The organism is Micropruina sp. (assembly GCF_047602385.1).
Lineage (GTDB): Bacteria > Actinomycetota > Actinomycetes > Propionibacteriales > Propionibacteriaceae > Micropruina.
The window spans coordinates 581,501-598,492 of the sequence record NZ_JASGHL010000002.1; the positions used below are offsets into that span (position 1 = coordinate 581,501).

A 16,992-nucleotide genomic window follows, 5' to 3' on the forward strand; every position below is an offset into this window, starting at 1 on the left:
CGGGCTTCTTGAGTCGGCCGTCAGTAACCATCACCGGCGCGGCCCACCTGCATCGGATTCTGTCGACCCCGAAGCCATCATGGGCGCTTCGAAGCTCCATCCGCGTCCCGCAGGATCCCACACAGCTTCATCTCCCAGCCCGCCAAGCACCGGATCGACGAAGGCCGCGACGGCAGCCACCGTGTCGCAGAAGCGCAACGGGAGACTTGCGCCCGCCTCACCGAGGCCTTTCCGGTAGGCGACATAGGTCGAGTCGCGTAGCTCTCCGAGCCCCTCAGCGGCGCGTGCCAGCGGAATCAGGGCGGTGCCTCGAAACTCAGCGGTTGCCGTGAGCGCGTCACGGAGCGAGCCGCTTTGCACAACCTGAGTGCCGGCCAGCAGATGGATGTCAGCGAAATCACGCACGCGGGTGCTCGCTCTTCCCAGCTCGATCGCTGTGACGAGCTTCTCCGCAGGCACGGTCTCGATCGGGTATCCCAGGATTCGGATCGGCGGGGAATCTGGTCGCAATGCCGGCAGGTCGACTGTGCGGGGAGCCGGAGTGACGGGGTCACCAAAGTTGATGTCCAAGCGCAGCTTGACCGCCGCAGTGGCGAGCCGCGCAGTCATCGTCACTCGCACGCCCGAGTACAGGGCGTCCTCACGTATCAGCGCGGTTGTGACGGTATCGGGCAGGAACTCCACTCCGTCGCCGGGATCTTCGATCGCAGCGATCTCAGCGACGCGGCGGGCGACTGTCTCCTCGTCAGAGGCCATGTTGCGGGCGAGCGCGTCGGCATCGACGGTTGGGCGACGAGTGCCAAATGAAGCCAGCAGCATCCCGCCCTTCAAGATGAAGTCCTCGGCGTACGCAGAGCGCGACATCCGCGATAGCCACCGCTCGACAACGTACATCGTGAGGAACTCTTGCGTGCCTCGCTTCTGACGGCGGGCCTGGTTCTGCAGGTCGAGGTATGCGCGCCCTGCGGCACTATCTCGTGTCGGGCGGTTCATCGGGCACTCGCAATATCGAGGGCAGCGCGCATAGGACCGAACGTCCCCAGCGCGTCTGCGTAGTCCAGCAGGAGCGCGGGCCGCGCGCCTGGCGCCGTCAGGTAGCGGTGCAGTGCTGCGTGCGCGATCGGTTCACCAAAGCGTTTCCGAAATCTCATCAGATCCACCACCGTCCTTGCCGCATCGTAGATGCGCACCCACTCCCCCGGCCCTGCCTCGAACGAGGTCAGCCCAAGGTCGAACGTGGCCTCGTCGAAGCGGAACACTGTCACTGTTGGGTAGGCGATCATCGGGGTATGCGATCGTTTGGGCACAGCGATCTGCACCGATGTCGGCATCTCGTCGGTGAGATCGTGGATCGTCGCCGCCGAGATGCAGCACACGATGGCTCGACGGGCACGGTGTGCCACGGCGATAGCCTCTGGGTACGACGCCGGAGGCGCGTCCGCTCGACGGAACACCCCCCGGGAGAGTTCGATGATCTGTCCTTGGTCTCGCCACGCATACAGGTCCCGCGGATGCACACCGTGCGCCCGCGAGGTCTCCGTGGTGAACGTCGACGGGAGCGACTCAGCCAACTCCTTCATGGATATAATCCTTACACATATCTCGCTCTTGTGTGCTGTTTTTATCCAAATCCCGCTACTCCACCCCGACCTCGATTCTCCTGCCGTGTTGCGGCGTGTCAATAGGATCTGAACCCATGGAACAGGGGGAGAGCGACGACGTAGCCCCGTGGACAGCGACCGGCCTGGATCGGCTTCGGCAGGCTGCTGAGGTGTTGGTTGACGCGATACGTACCCACGTCTCTGATGTCGCGGCTGCCGCAGAGGTAACGGACGCTGACAAGGTCCTCGTGGCGGGCAACCACCTGCTGCCGTCCCTCCTGACCTATGCCGACGCGCAGTTCGACTACACAGGCACGGCGTTCCCGCTCGGGGTCGTCTACGAACTCGTCGACGACGAGGAGGACCACGAGACGGACAACGACCTGGGTGAAGTCCCCGTGGCTGGAGTCACAATCCTGCGACGCACTGATTATGTGGTCACCAACGAGGCCTCGCTGATGGAAGCCGCCCGTGAGTCCCGTCGGCGTTCCTGGGGCGAGGCCGATTCTGAGGGCACCGCCGGCGACGTGACGCACGTCGGCGAGGCGGTTTACCAGATCGCCCACGCAGACGGATGGGATGCTCTCGATCAAGTGGACGGGCTACAGCCAACCGGCGCAGTCGTTCTCGTGCAGGCCTCTGAGGAACTCCTGGGCAATGATCCCGACGAGTGGCCCCAAGAGGATCTCTTCGACTTCGACGATGACCGCCTGCTCTACCGACAAGACGATGTCCACTTCGGATAGACCCGAGCCGACTCGAATGGCGAGACATCGAACGTGACAATGCGGCGCAGCAGTTCAGTTCGCGATCTCAGCCCGGGCACCTCGACTCACTTCGCGTTTCGCGCGGAGCATCACGCCTGCTCAGCCCGCGCCACCAGGTTGACGAAGACGTCCTCCAGGGTCGGCTCAACCAGTCGGACGGCGGCGTCGCCGAAGCCGGCCGTCCGCAGCCGCTCCTCCAGGCCGGCCACGGCGTCCGGGTCGACCACCGCGTGCAGGGACGCCCCGGACAGGTATGCCTCCTCGACCCCCGGCGCACTCTCCAACCAGGTCAGTGCGCCGTCCACATCCGTCACCCGCACCTCGAGAACCCGTTCGGTGAGCAGGTCGTGGCGGATCGCGGCCGGCGTCCCCTCGGCGATCAGGCCGCCGCGATAGATGAAGGCCAGTTGATTGCAGTGGCTGGCCTCGTCCATGTAGTGGGTGGTGACGAAAAGGGTGACGCCGCGTCCGGCCAGCTCGTAGAGCAGGTCCCAGAACTGCCGTCTGGCCACCGGATCGACGCCGCCGGTCGGCTCGTCCAGGAAGAGCAGCTCGGGGTCGTGGATGGTGGCGGTACCGAGCGCCAGTCGTTGTCGCCAGCCGACCGACAGGTTCGCGGTGAGCTCGTTCTCGCGTCCGCGCAGGTCGGCCATCTGCAGCACGTACTCCCGCTGCTGGGCGAACCGTTGCGGGCTCAGGTCGTAGACGCCAGCATAAAACCGCAGATTCTCATCCACCGTCATGTCCTCGAACAGGGCGAACTTCTGCGACATGTAGCCGATTCGGTGCTTGATCCGTTCGGGGTGGGCCAGCACGTCCTCACCGAGCACGAGTGCCTGCCCGGCGTCCGCGGCGCTGGTGCCGGTGAGCATCCGGATGGTGGTGGTCTTGCCCGAGCCGTTCGGGCCGAGGAAGCCCACGATGGTGCCGCGCGGCACGTCGAAATCGATGCCGTCCACGGCGGTGAAGCTGCCGAAGCGTTTGGTCAGCCCGCGCACCGAGATGGCGGCCTCCGGGCTCGGCTCGGTGCCATGCAGGCTCGCGGGCACCGCCCGCCTCGGCGAATCGGTGGTCATTCGGTCAGCCTCCTGCGGGTCGCGGCGACGGCGGCGCCGAAGATCACCACGGCGAACACCGCCAGCACGCCGAACTGCATACCGAGCGCCTCGAATCCGCTGCCCTTGATGAACGCGCCGCGCAGGATCTCGATCGCCCAGGTGAGTGGCACGAACCAGGTCAGCGGCACGATCGCGGCCGGCATCGAGTCGATCGGGAAGATGAAACCGGACAGCACGAAGCTCGGCAGCATGAACAGCATCATCAGCTGCTGGGCCTGCTGCCGGGTGTGCGAGACCAGTGAGATCAGCAGCCCCAGCCCGATCGAGGTGAGCATGAACAGCGCCAGCCCGGCGGCCACCACCGAGATCTGGCCGGCGAACGGGACGCCGAACCAGAAGATGCCGACGAAGGCGACCAGGCACAGCTGCACGGTGGCCGTCAGCGCATAGGGGGTGACCTTGCCGATCAGGTACTCGGTGGGCCGGATCGGGGTGACGAACATCTGTTCCAGGGTGCCGCGTTCGCGCTCCTTGACCACCGCCTGGCCCATCACGGCCATGATCGACAGCATCACGATCGCTGCCACCAGTCCGGGGATCATCGTGTTCACCGTAGCCAGTGTCGGATTGAACATCACCCTGACGCGGGCGTCGATACCCGGCGCGGCCAGGTCGACGCCCTGGGCGTTCATCCGCTCGGCATTGAACCGGGCGATGATCTGGGCGGCATAGCCGCTCCCGACGGACGCCACCTGGCTGTCGGAGCCGTCCACCACGACGCCGATCGGCGCGGTCTCGCCCCGGTCCAGCGCCGCCTGGGTGCCCTCGGGGATGACGATCGCAATGGCGATCGTGCCGGTGTCCATCAGCTGCTGCAGGTCGGGTTCGGCCGGGTGCGCGACGACCTTGAAGTAGTCGGACGCCTCGAAGTGCGATTCCAGCGCCCGGGATACCGACGTCCGGTCGAGATCGACGATCGCGGTGTTGAGGTTCTTCACGTCGGCGGCCACCACGTAGCCGAACAGGATCAGCTGCATGATCGGCATGATGAACAGCAGCCGCAGCAGCAGCGGATCCCGGCGCAGCTGCAGGAATTCCTTCCACATCAACAGCCTGATCCGGCGCCCGCTCATCGCCGCCTCCTTGACGAGAGCATGACGGCGACCGCGATCACGACCACCGCGTAGATGCTCAGCGCCGCCAGTTCGGGCCAGAGCTCGGTGATGCCGGCGCCCTTCAGGAACACCCCGCGGGAGATGTCGACCATGAACCGGGCCGGGAACAGGCTGCTGACCCACTGCAGCACCACCGGCACCGAACTCAGCGGGAATGCGAAACCGGACAGCACGAACGCCGGCAGGATCGACAACAACAACCCGAGCATGTTGGCGCTCTCCAGGCTCGGCGCCACCGCCGAGATCACCAACCCGAGGCCGAGCGAACAGAACACGAACAGGCCCGCGCCGAGCGCCAGCACCCCGAGACTGCCCCGCAGCGGCAACGCGAAGAACGCCATCCCGACCGCGGTGATCGCGGCGAGTTCGCCGAACGCGAGCAGCGTCCACGGCGCCAGCTTGCCGATCATCATCTCCCAGCCGGCCAATGGACTGATCGCCAGCTGTTCGTCGGTGCCCTGTTCCCGTTCCCGGACCAGGCTGACCGCGGTCTGCTGGACGGCGACCACCATGATGATCACCACCATCAGCCCTGGGATCAGGAAGTCCGAGCTGCGGCGTTCCGGGTTGTACCAGGTCCGGACGCGGGGTTCGAGTTGGCCGGCGGCGGTCACGTCCACGCCCTGGGCGTCCGCCCACTCGATCGCCACCTTCTGCCCGTAGGACTGGTTGAGCGCGGTGGCGAACGCCTGGCCGACCCGCGCCGCGGTGGGTTCGCTGCCGTCCAGGTAGACCGCGACGGTGGCCTTCTCACCGGCGGCCAGGCTGCGGCCGAAGCCGGGCGGCACCAGCACCGCGATCCGCGCCTCGTTGTGGTCGAAGATCCGGTCGACGTCGGCGAGGCTGCCGGCAGTGCCGACGACGTGGAAGAAGTCCGAGCTGGCGTAGCTGCGCAGGTAGGCGGCGCTGGCCGGCGTCCGGTCCTGGTCGATGACGACGGTCGACACGTTCTTGACGTCGAAGCTGATCGCGTAGGCGAACAGGATCATCTGCAGCACCGGCAGGGCCAGCACCACCGCCAGGGTGCGGCGGTCGCGTCCAAGATGCCGGAACTCCTTGGCGACCAGGGCGGCGATCCGGTTCCAGGCGTTCATCGGGCCGCCTCCTCGCGGGAGAGTTCGGCCAGCACCGCGAAGGCGGTCTCCATGTCGACGGCGGCGGCCCGGACGTCGCCGGTCACCCCGGCTGCCGCCAGCGCCGCCTCCGCCGCGGCGGCGTCCCCGTCGAAGAGCAGCCGGACCAGATCGCCGTACAGGTGCGCGGCGAGCACCCCCGGCAGCCGCTGGATCGTCGCCAGCGCGGCCCGCGGCTCGGCGGTGCGCAACTCGAACAGCCGTCCGGGCAGCAGCGCCTTGATCTCGGCCGGGCTGCCACGGTGCCGGACGCGTCCGCCGTCCAGGAAGACCACGTCGGTGCACCGCTCGGCCTCGTCCATGTACGGGGTGGCCACCAGCACCGTGGTGCCGGAGCGGTGCAGGTCGGCCAGGATCCGCCAGAACTCCCGCCGCGACACCGGGTCGACGCCGGTGGTCGGTTCGTCCAGCAGCAGCACCTCGGGTCGGTGCATCAACGTGGTGGCCAGGAACAACTTCTGCTTCATGCCGCCGGAGAGCCGCCCGGCCTGCCGGTCGACGAACTCGGCCAGCCCCATGCCGGTCAGCAACTGGTCCGCCCGCTGCTTGCGTTCGGCCGGCGGCACGCCGCGCAGCCGGGCGAAGAACTCGATGTTCTCGGCGACGCTCAGGTCCGGGTAGAGCGCGAATTTCTGCGACATGTAGCCGATCCGCGGGGTCACCTTGGCCGCCTGCCTGGTCACCGAGAAGCCCTGGACGCGGGCGTCCCCGGAGTCGGGCCGGAGCACGGTGGCGAGCATCCGGATCAGCGTCGACTTGCCGGCGCCGTCCGGTCCGAGCAGACCGAGTACGGCACCGGACGGCACGTCGAGATCGACGCCGTCGACGGCCACCACGTCGCCGAACGTCCGGCGCAGACCGGACGCCTCGATCGCCGCGACGGCCCCGGGCTGGGTGCTCATGACAGTTGGACGTCCACCGGCATGCCGGACTTGAGGATGCCGGAGGAGTCCTCGACGCGAACCCGGACGGCGAACACCAGCTTGGTCCGCTGGTCGGCGGTGTCGATGGTGTTCGGGGTGAACTCGGCGGCGTCCGAGACGAAGGACACGGTGCCGGTGAAGCTCTGGGTGCTGGAGTTGGTGGTGATGGTTGCCTTGTTCCCGACCGCGACCTTGCCGATGCTCGGCTCGGGGACGAAGACCCGGACGAACAGGTCGCCCGGATCGGTCATGGTCAGCAGGGTGCGCCCGGGAGCCGCGTTCGCCCCGGCGTTACCGACCACGTTGACCACGGTGCCGGCAGTGGGTGCCTTGACGCTGGCGAAGCCGAGTTGGACGTCCGCCAGCTTCACCGCGGCCTCCGCCTGGGCCAGCCGGGCCCGGGCCGCAGTCACGTCGGCCTTGGTGGCATCGTCGTCGTCCTGGGCGTTGGTGAGCGCCGCCTTCGCCGCCTTGACCCCCTGCTGGGCCTGGCTGCGTTGCAGCTTCAGTGCGGCGGTGTCGAGTTGGACGAGCACCTGGCCCTTGGTCACCCGGTCCCCCTCGGCCACCTTCAGCGAGGTGATCCGGCCGGCCATCGCCGGGGCGACGGCGATCTCGGTGGTCTCCACCTGACCGCTCAGCACCAGCCCGGTCGCCGGCGCCGGACGGGTCGCGCTCCACCACCACCAGCCGCCGAGGCCGGCCAGCAGCAGGACGACGACGATGAGCACCGGGATCGGCGGACGCTTGTGCTTCATGGGTTCACCTCGAGGTTGAGCAGGGCGAGAGTTGGAGGTCGGCGGGGACGCCGGGTGGCAGTGCGGAGCCGACCGTCACCTCGACGCCGACGGCGCGGGTCAGGTGGGTCTGATCGGTGGTGTGGTAGCTGGGCGGGTAGGCGGCCAGCGGCAGGATGCGGCTGATCCGGCCGTCGACGGCCGTGCCGGAGGAGTCCAGGCGGACGGTGGCGGTGGCGTCCAGGCAGGTCTGGGCAACCTGCTCGGGTGACAGCCAGGTGGTGACCACGCTCGCCGGCCGGGCGAGTTCGGCGACGGTTGCGCCGGATGCCAGCACATCGCCGACGTGCGCGACGGCGGTCACCACGCCATCGCCCGGGGCACGGACGACGGACTGACCCTTGGCGAAGGTGGCGAGATCGACGCCGGTGGTGTCGGCGGCGGCGATGACGGCGAGCTTCCGGGTGCGCTTCAGGCCGGCGCGGGCGTCCGCGAGCTTGGACAGTCCGTGATCGATCTTCCGGATGCCGTCCCGGGCCTTGACCAGGTTGGCGTCGATGGTGGCGATCGCCTTGGCCAGCTTCGGGATGCCCTTATTCAGCTGGCCGATCGCCGCGGTGAGCGTGGCCCGGGCGGCGATCAGCTTGGGGATGGCGGCGCGGGCGGCGGTGAGCTTCTGCAGCACCTGGAGGAGTTCGTCGCGAACCTGGGGCGGCGCCTCCGGCGGGAGCGCGGCGAGGGCGGCCTTCACCTGGGCGAGTTTCGCCTCGACTTCGGCCAGCGACGGCAGCAGCCGCAGGTTCTTCTCGACCGTGGCGAGTTTGCCGGGCAGGCTCGCGGCCGCCTTGCGGGCGTCCGCGAGCTTGCCGGTCGAATTCCTTGCGGGCCTTGGTGGCCTTGGCGATCCCGTCGACGATCTCCTGGCGCTTCTCCCGCAGGTCGCGCTGCTTGTCGGCCAGCGAATCCAGAGCGGCGTCCAGCACCCCGATCTGTGACCTGGCGACCGCGGCGTCCGCTTCGGCGACCCGCAGCTGGGCGGCCAGTGCCGCGTCGTCGAACCGGACCAGCACGTCCCCGGCGCTGACCCGGTCGCCGAGCCGCACCTCGACCGCGGACACCCGCTGGGCCGTCCCGAGCGACAGCAGCGCCGGCACCGTCGAGGTGGTCGCCGCCGTCCCCGGGGTCATCGGGAAGCCGGCGTCCAAGCTGATCTTCGGCACAGCCAGGCTCGGCGCCTGAACGGCCACCGTGTCGGCGAGCACCCGTCCGGTGGCGGCAATCGTCGTGGACGGCTGTTGGCACCCGGTGAGCGCCGGTGCGATCGCCACCATGGCCACGAACGCCGCGACGGCCCGCCTGGTCATGGCGCACCTCCGTCGGACTCGGCGTCCGCGGGGCCGTCGTCAAGGGTGCGCAGGTAGGCGTCCACCAGCCATTCGATGGTCTCGACGCCCGGGTGCTGCGGTGCGTCGTTGCTCATCAGGCCGCCGAACACGACGTAGCTCATCAGCGGCCCGACCAGCATCCGCACGCTGATCTCGGGGTGGTCCAGGACGACCACGCCGTTGTCGGCGGCCGCGCGCAGGACGGCGGACGCGCGTCCGAGCAACTGGTAGGGCAGCGCCTCCAGGAAGGTGTTCCGCAGTTCGGGCACATGCACAGCCTCGCCGAGCAGCAACCGCAGGATGGCGATCGACTCCTCACGCAGCATCGCCCCGAGCAGCCGCTCCCCGAACCCGATCAGCGCCGCGCGGAGTTCGTGACGCGTCCTGGGGGCACCCACGCCGGGCGGGCCGCCGAGCGCCTGCAGCGCCTCCGCAACGATGGCGATCAGCAGGTCGTCCTTGCTCGGGAAGTAGGCATAGAGGGTCTGCTTGCTGACTCCGGCCTCGGTCGTGATCGCGTCCATCGAGGTGCGAGCGAAGCCCTGGCCGAGGAAGAGCGTGCGGGCGGCGTCGGTGATCTGCCGACGTTTGGCCTGCGCCCGCGGGCTCAACTCTTCCACGAATCAAACTGTACGGTTCAGTTTGATAGGGCGCAAGCGGTTAGGGTTCGACTGTGATCAAATACCTGGGCTCCAAGCGGGCTCTCGCCGGGGTGCTGGGCGCCCTGGCCGAGGGTTCGGGGGCCCGGACTGCGGTCGACCTGTTCACCGGGACCACCCGGGTCGCCCAGGAGTTCAAGCGCCGGGGCGTGCAGGTCACCGCCGTCGACCTGGCCAGTTACAGCGAGGTGCTGGCTCGCTGCTACATCGCCACCGACGCCGCGACGGTCGACTCGGCCGAACTCGGCGACCTGCTCGCCGAACTCAACGCCCTGCCCGGACGCCGGGGCTACGTCACCGAGACGTTCTGCGAGAACGCCCGGTTCTTCCAGCCGCACAACGGACGGCGGATCGACGCGATCCGGGAGCGGCTGGTCAACCTGGCAGACCATCCGCTCTATCCGGTGCTGCTGACCGCCCTGATGGAAGCGGCCGACCGGGTGGACAACACCACCGGGCAGCACATGGCCTACCTGAAGAACTGGGCACCGCGATCGGCCAACGAACTCCGGCTCAGGGCTCCGGTGCTGCTGACCGGGACGGGGACCGCGATCCGGGGCGACGCCCTGCAGGTGGCGTCCGAGCTGGCGGCGTCCGACCTGGTCTACCTGGATCCGCCGTACAACCAGCACCGCTACTTCAGTTACTACCACGTCTGGGAGACCCTGGTCCGCTGGGACGCTCCCGACCACTACGGGGTGGCCTGCAAGCGTGAGGACGCCCGCGCCGAGGACAACGCCAGCGCCTTCAACTCGCGCCGCCGGATGCCGGCCGCCCTGGCCGCGCTGATCGGTGAGGTGCGGGCCGAGACGGTGGTGGTCTCGTACAACGACGAGGCCTGGGTCACCCCCGAGCAGATCGTCGGCTGGCTGCGCGATGCCGGCCACGAAGCGGTCGAACTGCTCGCCTTCGAATCGCGGCGCTACATCGGCTCGCGGATCGGCATCTACAACCCGCTCGGCAAGAAGGTCGGCCGGGTGACCCGCACCCACAACGTCGAATACGTGTTCGTCGCAGGCACGGCCGACCGAGTCGGCGCGGCGCTCGCCGCGCTCGCCGAACGCGATCCGGCCGAGAGCGGCGTCCGATGACGCGCGGACGGGCGAGAGCGGCCGACATCCACGCGCTGGCGAGGGCGTTGCCCCACGTCAGCGTCTATGACGTCGATTCGCCGACGCCGGTGTACCAGGTGGGCGGCAAGTCGTTCGTCTTCTTCCGGACCCCGCGTCCGGACGCCGCCGACCCGGTCACCGGGCAGCGCTACGACGACGTGGTGGTGTTCTGGGTGGCCGACCTCGCCGCCAAGGAAGCCCTCGTCCAGGACCCGTCGACACCCTTCTTCACCACCCCGCACTTCGACGGGCATCCTTCGGTGCTGCTGCGGCTGAGCCGGATCGGCGAGTTGAGCCGGCTGGAACTGGCCGAAGTCATCGAGGACGCCTGGCTTTCGCGGGCGTCCGCCCGGCGCGGCCGGCTCTACCTCGAGGGTCCGGACCGGATCACCGGATAGCCATCACCGCTGGTCGAGCCTGTCGAGACCCCATCCCCGCGCGTCGAGCCTGTCTAGACCCCATCACCGCTGGTCGAGCCTGTCGAGACCCCATCACCGCTGGTCGAGCTTGTCGAGGCCCGCACCGTCGATCGGGCCTGTCGAGACCCCCACACCGTTGGTCGAGCCTGTCGAGACCCTGCTCGCGCTCGTCAATCAGCGACCGATTCCAGCCGTCCTTCGCCGCGCCAGGCGACGCAACCCCGAAATCGGTCGCCATCTGACGAGCCCCCACGCGTCTCCCTCTCGGCTTGACCGAGAACCGCTGCTAGATTGGCCGCCATGCACACGAATGTGACGATGATCACCGCGCAGCCCACCCGCGCGCTGATGTGCATGTGTTGCTGTTGTCGACTCGGCTGAACACCCCCTTCCACCCGTTCGCCTGCTCCAACCGCAACCCCACTTCTTGAAAGGCATGTCATGCCGACCGACGAAATCTGGCGCCGAATCCGCTTCGAGGCCGAACAATCCGCCGCGAGCGAGCCAGCCCTGGCCAGCTACCTGCACACCGTCGTGCTGGCCCACGACAAGCTCGAGGACGTGCTCAGCTACCTGCTGGCGTCCAAGCTGGGCAGCCCCACCATCACCTCGATGAGCCTGCGCTCGCTGATCGACCAGGCGTTCGCGCACGACCCGGCCATCGGGCAGGCGTTCCGCGAAGATCTGCGGGCCGTACTCAGCCGCGACCCGGCATGCCGGGGCTACTCCATTCCGCTGCTCTACTTCAAGGGCTTCCACGCGCTGCAGTCGTACCGGGTGGCACACCACCTGTGGACCAACGGCCGCGAGTCGCTGGCGCTGTACCTGCAGAGCCGGATTTCGGAGGTGTTCGCCGTCGACATCCACCCCGGCGCCCGGATCGGCAAGGGCATCCTGTTCGACCACGCCACCTCGATCGTGATCGGCGAGACGGCGGTGGTCGAGGACGACTTCTCGATGCTGCACGAGGTCACCCTGGGCGGCACCGGCAAGGTCGGCGGCGACCGGCACCCGAAGATCCGCCGCGGGGTGATGATCGGCGCCGGAGCCAAGGTGCTCGGCAACATCGAGGTCGGCGAGGGCGCCAAGATCGGTGCCGGCTCGGTGGTGCTCGAGGACGTCGCCCCGTTCACCACGGTCGCCGGGGTTCCCGCGCGTCCGGTCAGCTATCCGGCGCACGTCTTCCCCGAGGACCTGATCGAGACCGACCTCGGTTACCGCGACCCGCGCTAATCCGGGCGAGCGTAGCCTCGGGCCATGCTCTCCGCCTATGTCACCGCCGCAGATCCCGAACAACCCCTTGCCGCCCTGCGGATCGGCGAGCGTCCCGAACCGGACGCCCCCGACGACTGGGCGGTCGTCGAAGTCGAAGCCGCCGCACTGAACCGGCACGACCTGTGGTCGCTGGCCGGGGTCGGGCTGCCGCCCGAGCGGATGCCGATGATCCTCGGCACGGACGCCTCCGGCACCGTCGACGGCCGTCCGGTGATCGTGCATGCGGTGATCACCTCGCCCGGGTGGTCCCGCGATGTGACCCTCGACCCGAAAAAAAGCCTGTTGTCGGAGCTGCACCAGGGGACGATGGCTCAGTTCGTCGCGGTGCCCCGCGGAAACCTGATCGAGCGGCCCTCCTGGTTGAGCGCCGAGCAGGCAGCCTGCCTGCCCACGGCCTGGCTGACCGCCTACCGGATGCTTACCCATGACTCCGGACTGAGCCCCGGCGACACGGTGCTGATCCAGGGCGCCTCCGGCGGGGTGGCGTCCGCTGCGACGGTGCTGGCGTCCGCCTTGGGGTTCCGGGTGTGGGTGACCGGACGCAGCGAGGCCAAACTATCGGCCGCACTGGACCGTGGCGCGGCGGCGGCGTTCGAGTCCGGCGCCCGGCTACCCGAGCGAGTGGACGCCGTGATCGAGACCGTCGGCGAGGCCACCTGGGCACATTCGCTGCGCTGCCTGCGGCCCGGCGGCACCATCGTCTGCTCGGGTGCGACCAGCGGACCGAATCCGCCGGCCGAACTCAACCGGGTGTTCTTCCAGCAACTCCGGGTGATCGGCTCCACCATGGGCACCATCGACGAGTTCCGGGCCCTGCTCGACCTGATGGAGCGCTCCGGCGTCCGGCCCACCATCGACCGGGTGCTGGACCTGCCGGACGCCGCCGAGGGTTTCCGCGCAATGGCCGAGGGCACCCTGGACGGCAAGATCGTCATCCGGGTCTGAGCGGTGCGTCCTCAGGGCTTGGCGACCCGACCGATCATCAGGGCGACGCCGCGGTTCGCGCCGGTGACGGTCAGCTCCACCTCGGGGTGCTCGGACTGCCAGACCCGGAACAACTCGTCGGCAAAGCCCTGCCCGACCAGTTCGACACCGGTGAAGTCCAGCACGACGTGCGTGAACAGTTCGAGCCCGAGGGCGAACCGCTTGGCCTGGGAGCGGCTGAGGAACTCCGACCCGTGCTGCACCAGCTCGACCCGCGGAATCGTCCGGACGAAGTCGCCGTTCTCGGTGAAGGCCGCGAACACTGAGACCAGGTCCCGCGTGGTGTTCAAGCCGAGCGTGACGGTGACGGATGTCCCGACTTCGGCACCCTGACCCAGTCCGATGTCGCCTTCGAGGTTGTCGACCGCGAAACGATAGCCGTTTGCCTCGAGGCTGAAGACATCAACCGCCTTCGAGGTGAAGAAGATCCCTTCGCCCGAGTGCCGCTGCGGCGCGCTGGTGCGCCGTCCCTTCGTCAGGTCGACCACGGCGTCCGCGGCATCGGGGTAGCCGAACGTATCGGCCAAGCTGCGAAACGCTCCGATGCCGTCGTCCGCCACCACGACCCTGACCACCTCGCCGTTGACCGCCAGCGTCACGGTCACAGCGGAGCCTCTGGAGTGGTCGATCGCATTGTTCGCCATCTCGGTGACCGCATAGCCCAGGATGTTTCGCGCCGGACGCGGCAACTCCGCACTCGTACATCGCTCCAGCTCGGCGCGCACCTCGCTCCAGACCCGATCCTCGGAAAGCCCCGACAACGCGTATCGCTGGGACCAGACAACGGCGGCATCCCTCGATCGGCTTAGTTCCGACCACTCCCGACGCAGCTGCTCGGGTCGGAAGCGTCGGTGGCCGCCGCGAGTCACGTCCGCGCTCAGCGCGCCCTGCTCGACCAACTGGCGCACGCGGCTAGGGGAGAGTCCGAGCAGTTTGCTCGCCTCGCCAATGCCGATCAGTGCGTCCTCCACACCCGGAAATCTACAGGACTGTTGATTTCGGACGGGAGAATCTACAGCGAAATCGATCCGGCAATGTGACCACAGCGGGAGTGGAGCCGCCTTGGGGAGTCGAACCCCAGACCTATTCATTACGAGTGAATCGCTCTGCCAACTGAGCTAAGGCGGCCTGCCGGGCGCGGCCCGGCGACGACCAACTATAGGACAGCGGCCAGCGCGGGCGCGATTCGGCGGGGCCAGGAGGTGACCAAGAGAACCGTCCCCGGTGACCAAGAGAACCGTCCCCGGTGACCAAGAGAACCGTCCCCGGTGACCGGGAGAACCGTCCCCGGCGGTCCAGGTTTCGGCTACCGGCAGCGGGTGCCGTCGGCGGGGACCGTGCCCTGGGTCAGGTAGGCGATCACGGCGTTGTCGATGCACGACGATTTGCCGCCGAAGGTGCCGTGGCCCTCGCCCTCGTAGGTGAGCAGGACGCCCGAGGTCAGCTGCTTCGCCATGGTCACCGCGTTCTGGTAGGGCGTCGCCGGGTCGCCGGTGGCACCGACCACCACGATGGGTGCCGCTCCCGAACCGGTCGGCTTGAACTGGGGTGCGCTGCGCACCGGCCAGAGCGCGCAGGTGTAGCCGGGCCCGAAGTACTTTCCGTAGATCGGGGCCTTCTTCTGGTCCTCGACCCATCGCTGCTCGGCCTCCAGTACGCCGGAGTCCTTCGAGTCCGCGCAGCCGATCGCCGGGAAGGAGTAGTACAGCGACCCGTAACTGCCGTCCTGGTCACGGTCGTTGAGGCCATCGGACGACTTCAGCAGCCGGGCTCCGTCGCCGTCGATCGCCGCCCGGAGATCCTGGGCCAGCACCTTCCAGGCCGGAATCCCGCCGTACATGTAGGCCGCGATGCCGGCGGCGGCGAGCGTCTGGGTGAGCGTCCGGTCGTCCACCTGCAGTGGTTGGGCGTCCAGCCGGTCGAGGAAATCGGTGGTGGTCTTCAGCACCGCGTCCTTGCTTGTGCCGAGGCTGCAGTTCTGCCGCGCGCACCAGGAGGCGAAATTGCCCAGCGCCAGGTCGAAGCCCATCGCCTGGATGACCGAGTCGTCGTCGGTGATGTCGACGGCGGCGTCGAGCACCAGCCGTCCGACCCGCTGCGGGAACAGATCGGCGTACACGGCACCGATCTGAGTTCCGTAGGAGTAGCCGAGGTAGGACAGCTTGTCATCGCCCACCAGCGACCGCATCAGGTCGAGATCCCGCACGGTGTCGATGGTCGAGATGTGGTTCAGCAGATCTCCGCTGCGTTCCCAGCAGGACTTGGCGAACTCGTAGGTGCCGACGATCAGGGCCTGGGTCTCCGCCGCGTCGTCCGGCGATGAGTCCAGCTGGTTGTACGCGTCGGTGGCAACATCGTCGAAACAGCTCACCGGCGTCGAGCCGTTGGTGCCTCGCGGATCCCAGCCGACGATGTCGTACTGCTCAAGGCCCTTGGAGGCGAAGTAGGCGACCATATTGCGACCCGATGCGCCCGGCCCACCGGGGTTGATGAACAGCGTGCCCAGCTTCGGCGTCTTGGTGGCCGGCTTCCGGGCGAGTGCCAGCGTGATCGCCTGCGCCGACGGGTTGGCGTAGTCGAGCGGGGCCACGATGCTGGCGCATTCGTACTTCTCGGCGCAGGTCTGCCAGTCGACGGCTTGCTTGGTGTACCCGGTCATGCCCTCGCCGGCCGGGGCGTCGGTGAAGCCGTCCGGACGGGCCTTCGAAGCCGGCAGCCGCGGCCGGTCGATCTCGAACCCGGTGGTCTGCGAAACGCCGATCACCGGCCCGGACGGGGCGGCCGTGGTGGCCGCGGGACTGGGCGCCGGCTGACTCGGCGTCGCACCCGGCACGCACCCGGTCAGGACGGCCAGGGCCGCCACGCCGACGAGCCAGCGAGAGGGAGTGCGCACGCGGCCAATCTAGCCAACGACCCAACGCGCTGACGCGTCGCCGGTCACGCCGTCGGGTCGACCAGCCGGTTCTTCTCGCGGCTCTTGCGGAAGCTGCGGTCCAGGCTGAACCCGCCCCCGCCGACGCAGAGCAGCAGCAGGCCGACCGCGGCGAGCAGCAACTCGAACTCACCCACGAAGCCGGACCGGCCTGGCACGAACGGGCTCCAGTTGCCCCACAGAACGAAGGCCAGGGCGCCGCCGGTGATCAGTGTGACGCCCAGGCCGGCGAGCCGGGTCAGCAGGCCGAAGACCAGCGCCACCGCGATCGCCAGGGCGGCGAAGCCGGTCACCGTCGCCATGATCGCCGGCTCGGGAATGATCGTGGTGGCGAACAACTGCTGGGCGGCCACCGGGTTCATCACGATCTCGAGACCGCGCACCGCCATGATCGCGGCCACTGCCAGGCGCAGCAGGAAGAGCGAGAAGCTGCCCAGGAACCGGTCGGTGCTCCGCCGGGTGACGATCACCGGTTCTGGGGTCACCACCGCGCGGGCATCGGGCGCGGCCAGCGCGGCTTCGCGAGCCTCACGGCGAGCGGCTCGCTCGGCGGCCAGCTGGCGCTCCTCCGCGGACGGCTCAGGAATCGGAAGGACGGCGGTCGGTGCCGGCGCAGACGGCGTCGGAATGACGGCGGTCGGCGCTTCCGCCGAGCCGTGCGAGGAACGGAAGATCGAATCTGCGAGGGTCGGCGGCTCGGTGGTCGACTCGAAGCGCGGCGGCGCCGGTAGCGTCGGGACGCGGCGCCCCGAGGGGGAAGTCTGCTCGTCGTGAACCGTGTGGGTCATGGTCCTCCTCAGAAGGTGTGCTTCATCGTCCCTCGCCGAGTGCC

Annotated in this window: 18 protein-coding genes and 1 tRNA gene; 5 read left to right on the top strand and 14 right to left on the bottom strand. The window is 68.5% G+C overall.

What is annotated here, in order from left to right; translation table 11 throughout:
• Window positions 1-30: 30 nt before the first annotated feature.
• Together QM711_RS07685 and QM711_RS07690 are read right to left on the bottom strand one after the other, a co-directional pair.
• Window positions 31-894, bottom strand: a complete 864-nt coding sequence (locus tag QM711_RS07685) for a nucleotidyl transferase AbiEii/AbiGii toxin family protein (protein ID WP_415097927.1) — start codon at window positions 892-894, stop codon at window positions 31-33.
• Between the two features lie 95 nt (window positions 895-989).
• Window positions 990-1,580, bottom strand: coding sequence for a type IV toxin-antitoxin system AbiEi family antitoxin domain-containing protein (locus tag QM711_RS07690; RefSeq protein ID WP_415097929.1), 591 nt, complete (start codon window positions 1,578-1,580; stop codon window positions 990-992).
• A 116-nt stretch (window positions 1,581-1,696) separates the two neighbouring features.
• Here QM711_RS07690 and QM711_RS07695 point away from each other — a divergent pair, with 116 nt between their 5' ends.
• A complete protein-coding gene (locus QM711_RS07695; protein WP_415097931.1) occupies window positions 1,697-2,347 on the top strand; it encodes a hypothetical protein in 651 nt (216 codons plus the stop codon).
• A gap of 110 nt (window positions 2,348-2,457) precedes the next feature.
• Here QM711_RS07695 and QM711_RS07700 read toward each other — a convergent pair whose 3' ends face one another.
• The 8 genes from QM711_RS07700 to QM711_RS07735 are packed head-to-tail and all read right to left on the bottom strand — an operon-like array spanning window position 2,458 to window position 9,399.
• Entirely contained in the window at window positions 2,458-3,444 is a 987-nt protein-coding gene (locus tag QM711_RS07700) for an ATP-binding cassette domain-containing protein (protein ID WP_415097933.1), read from the bottom strand.
• The gene (locus QM711_RS07705) at window positions 3,441-4,559 is read right to left on the bottom strand and encodes an ABC transporter permease (protein ID WP_415097935.1); all 1,119 of its coding nucleotides are present in this window, start codon (window positions 4,557-4,559) and stop codon (window positions 3,441-3,443) included. The genes QM711_RS07700 and QM711_RS07705 overlap by 4 nt, the downstream gene beginning before the upstream one ends.
• Window positions 4,556-5,695 carry an ABC transporter permease gene (locus QM711_RS07710; protein ID WP_415097937.1) on the bottom strand — a complete coding sequence of 380 codons (1,140 nt, stop codon included), beginning with the start codon at window positions 5,693-5,695 and terminating at the stop codon, window positions 4,556-4,558. Before QM711_RS07710 ends, QM711_RS07705 begins: the two co-directional genes overlap by 4 nt.
• Complete coding sequence (locus QM711_RS07715; RefSeq protein ID WP_415097939.1) at window positions 5,692-6,636, bottom strand: ABC transporter ATP-binding protein; 945 nt, start codon at window positions 6,634-6,636, stop codon at window positions 5,692-5,694. Before QM711_RS07715 ends, QM711_RS07710 begins: the two co-directional genes overlap by 4 nt.
• Complete coding sequence (locus QM711_RS07720) at window positions 6,633-7,415, bottom strand: efflux RND transporter periplasmic adaptor subunit (RefSeq protein ID WP_415097941.1); 783 nt, start codon at window positions 7,413-7,415, stop codon at window positions 6,633-6,635. The genes QM711_RS07715 and QM711_RS07720 overlap by 4 nt, the downstream gene beginning before the upstream one ends.
• Window positions 7,416-7,419: 4 nt before the next feature.
• Window positions 7,420-8,079: an HlyD family efflux transporter periplasmic adaptor subunit gene (locus QM711_RS07725; protein WP_415097943.1), complete on the bottom strand. Its 660-nt coding sequence runs from the start codon at window positions 8,077-8,079 to the stop codon at window positions 7,420-7,422.
• Window positions 7,988-8,758 carry a biotin/lipoyl-binding protein gene (locus QM711_RS07730; protein WP_415097945.1) on the bottom strand — a complete coding sequence of 257 codons (771 nt, stop codon included), beginning with the start codon at window positions 8,756-8,758 and terminating at the stop codon, window positions 7,988-7,990. Before QM711_RS07730 ends, QM711_RS07725 begins: the two co-directional genes overlap by 92 nt.
• The gene (locus QM711_RS07735; RefSeq protein WP_415097947.1) at window positions 8,755-9,399 is read right to left on the bottom strand and encodes a TetR/AcrR family transcriptional regulator; all 645 of its coding nucleotides are present in this window, start codon (window positions 9,397-9,399) and stop codon (window positions 8,755-8,757) included. The genes QM711_RS07730 and QM711_RS07735 overlap by 4 nt, the downstream gene beginning before the upstream one ends.
• Window positions 9,400-9,452: 53 nt before the next feature.
• Here QM711_RS07735 and QM711_RS07740 point away from each other — a divergent pair, with 53 nt between their 5' ends.
• The 4 genes from QM711_RS07740 to QM711_RS07755 all read left to right on the top strand — a co-directional run bounded on the left by QM711_RS07740 (window position 9,453) and on the right by QM711_RS07755 (window position 13,189).
• On the top strand, window positions 9,453-10,529 hold the full coding sequence (locus QM711_RS07740) for a DNA adenine methylase (RefSeq protein WP_415097949.1): 1,077 nt from the start codon (window positions 9,453-9,455) through the stop codon (window positions 10,527-10,529).
• Window positions 10,526-10,948: an MmcQ/YjbR family DNA-binding protein gene (locus QM711_RS07745; protein WP_415097951.1), complete on the top strand. Its 423-nt coding sequence runs from the start codon at window positions 10,526-10,528 to the stop codon at window positions 10,946-10,948. The genes QM711_RS07740 and QM711_RS07745 overlap by 4 nt, the downstream gene beginning before the upstream one ends.
• 462 nt (window positions 10,949-11,410) lie before the next feature.
• Window positions 11,411-12,202, top strand: a complete 792-nt coding sequence (gene cysE / locus QM711_RS07750) for a serine O-acetyltransferase (RefSeq protein WP_415097953.1) — start codon at window positions 11,411-11,413, stop codon at window positions 12,200-12,202.
• A gap of 24 nt (window positions 12,203-12,226) precedes the next feature.
• Window positions 12,227-13,189, top strand: a complete 963-nt coding sequence (locus tag QM711_RS07755) for a zinc-binding dehydrogenase (RefSeq protein ID WP_415097955.1) — start codon at window positions 12,227-12,229, stop codon at window positions 13,187-13,189.
• Window positions 13,190-13,200: 11 nt separating this feature from the next.
• On the opposite strand, the gene QM711_RS07760 is transcribed toward QM711_RS07755, so the two are convergent.
• The 4 genes from QM711_RS07760 to QM711_RS07775 form a co-directional block, all read right to left on the bottom strand.
• Window positions 13,201-14,199: an STAS-like domain-containing protein gene (locus tag QM711_RS07760; protein WP_415097957.1), complete on the bottom strand. Its 999-nt coding sequence runs from the start codon at window positions 14,197-14,199 to the stop codon at window positions 13,201-13,203.
• 81 nt (window positions 14,200-14,280) lie between these two features.
• Window positions 14,281-14,356: transfer RNA gene (locus tag QM711_RS07765), tRNA-Thr, on the bottom strand.
• Window positions 14,357-14,534: 178 nt separating this feature from the next.
• Complete coding sequence (locus tag QM711_RS07770; RefSeq protein ID WP_415097959.1) at window positions 14,535-16,121, bottom strand: alpha/beta hydrolase; 1,587 nt, start codon at window positions 16,119-16,121, stop codon at window positions 14,535-14,537.
• Between the two features lie 44 nt (window positions 16,122-16,165).
• A complete protein-coding gene (locus tag QM711_RS07775; protein WP_415097961.1) occupies window positions 16,166-16,948 on the bottom strand; it encodes a DoxX family protein in 783 nt (260 codons plus the stop codon).
• Window positions 16,949-16,992 lie beyond the last annotated feature (44 nt).

Excerpts from the sequence above, each read along its gene's own strand:
- QM711_RS07685 (WP_415097927.1), bottom strand. The coding sequence starts at position 894 with ATGTACGTTGTCGAGCGGTGGCTATCGCGGATGTCGCGCTCTGCGTAC.
- QM711_RS07690 (WP_415097929.1), bottom strand. The coding sequence starts at position 1,580 with ATGAAGGAGTTGGCTGAGTCGCTCCCGTCGACGTTCACCACGGAGACC.
- QM711_RS07695 (WP_415097931.1), top strand. The coding sequence starts at position 1,697 with ATGGAACAGGGGGAGAGCGACGACGTAGCCCCGTGGACAGCGACCGGC.
- QM711_RS07700 (WP_415097933.1), bottom strand. The coding sequence starts at position 3,444 with ATGACCACCGATTCGCCGAGGCGGGCGGTGCCCGCGAGCCTGCATGGC.
- QM711_RS07705 (WP_415097935.1), bottom strand. The coding sequence starts at position 4,559 with ATGAGCGGGCGCCGGATCAGGCTGTTGATGTGGAAGGAATTCCTGCAG.
- QM711_RS07710 (WP_415097937.1), bottom strand. The coding sequence starts at position 5,695 with ATGAACGCCTGGAACCGGATCGCCGCCCTGGTCGCCAAGGAGTTCCGG.
- QM711_RS07715 (WP_415097939.1), bottom strand. The coding sequence starts at position 6,636 with ATGAGCACCCAGCCCGGGGCCGTCGCGGCGATCGAGGCGTCCGGTCTG.
- QM711_RS07720 (WP_415097941.1), bottom strand. The coding sequence starts at position 7,415 with ATGAAGCACAAGCGTCCGCCGATCCCGGTGCTCATCGTCGTCGTCCTG.
- QM711_RS07730 (WP_415097945.1), bottom strand. The coding sequence starts at position 8,758 with ATGACCAGGCGGGCCGTCGCGGCGTTCGTGGCCATGGTGGCGATCGCA.
- QM711_RS07745 (WP_415097951.1), top strand. The coding sequence starts at position 10,526 with ATGACGCGCGGACGGGCGAGAGCGGCCGACATCCACGCGCTGGCGAGG.
- cysE (WP_415097953.1), top strand. The coding sequence starts at position 11,411 with ATGCCGACCGACGAAATCTGGCGCCGAATCCGCTTCGAGGCCGAACAA.
- QM711_RS07755 (WP_415097955.1), top strand. The coding sequence starts at position 12,227 with ATGCTCTCCGCCTATGTCACCGCCGCAGATCCCGAACAACCCCTTGCC.
- QM711_RS07775 (WP_415097961.1), bottom strand. The coding sequence starts at position 16,948 with ATGACCCACACGGTTCACGACGAGCAGACTTCCCCCTCGGGGCGCCGC.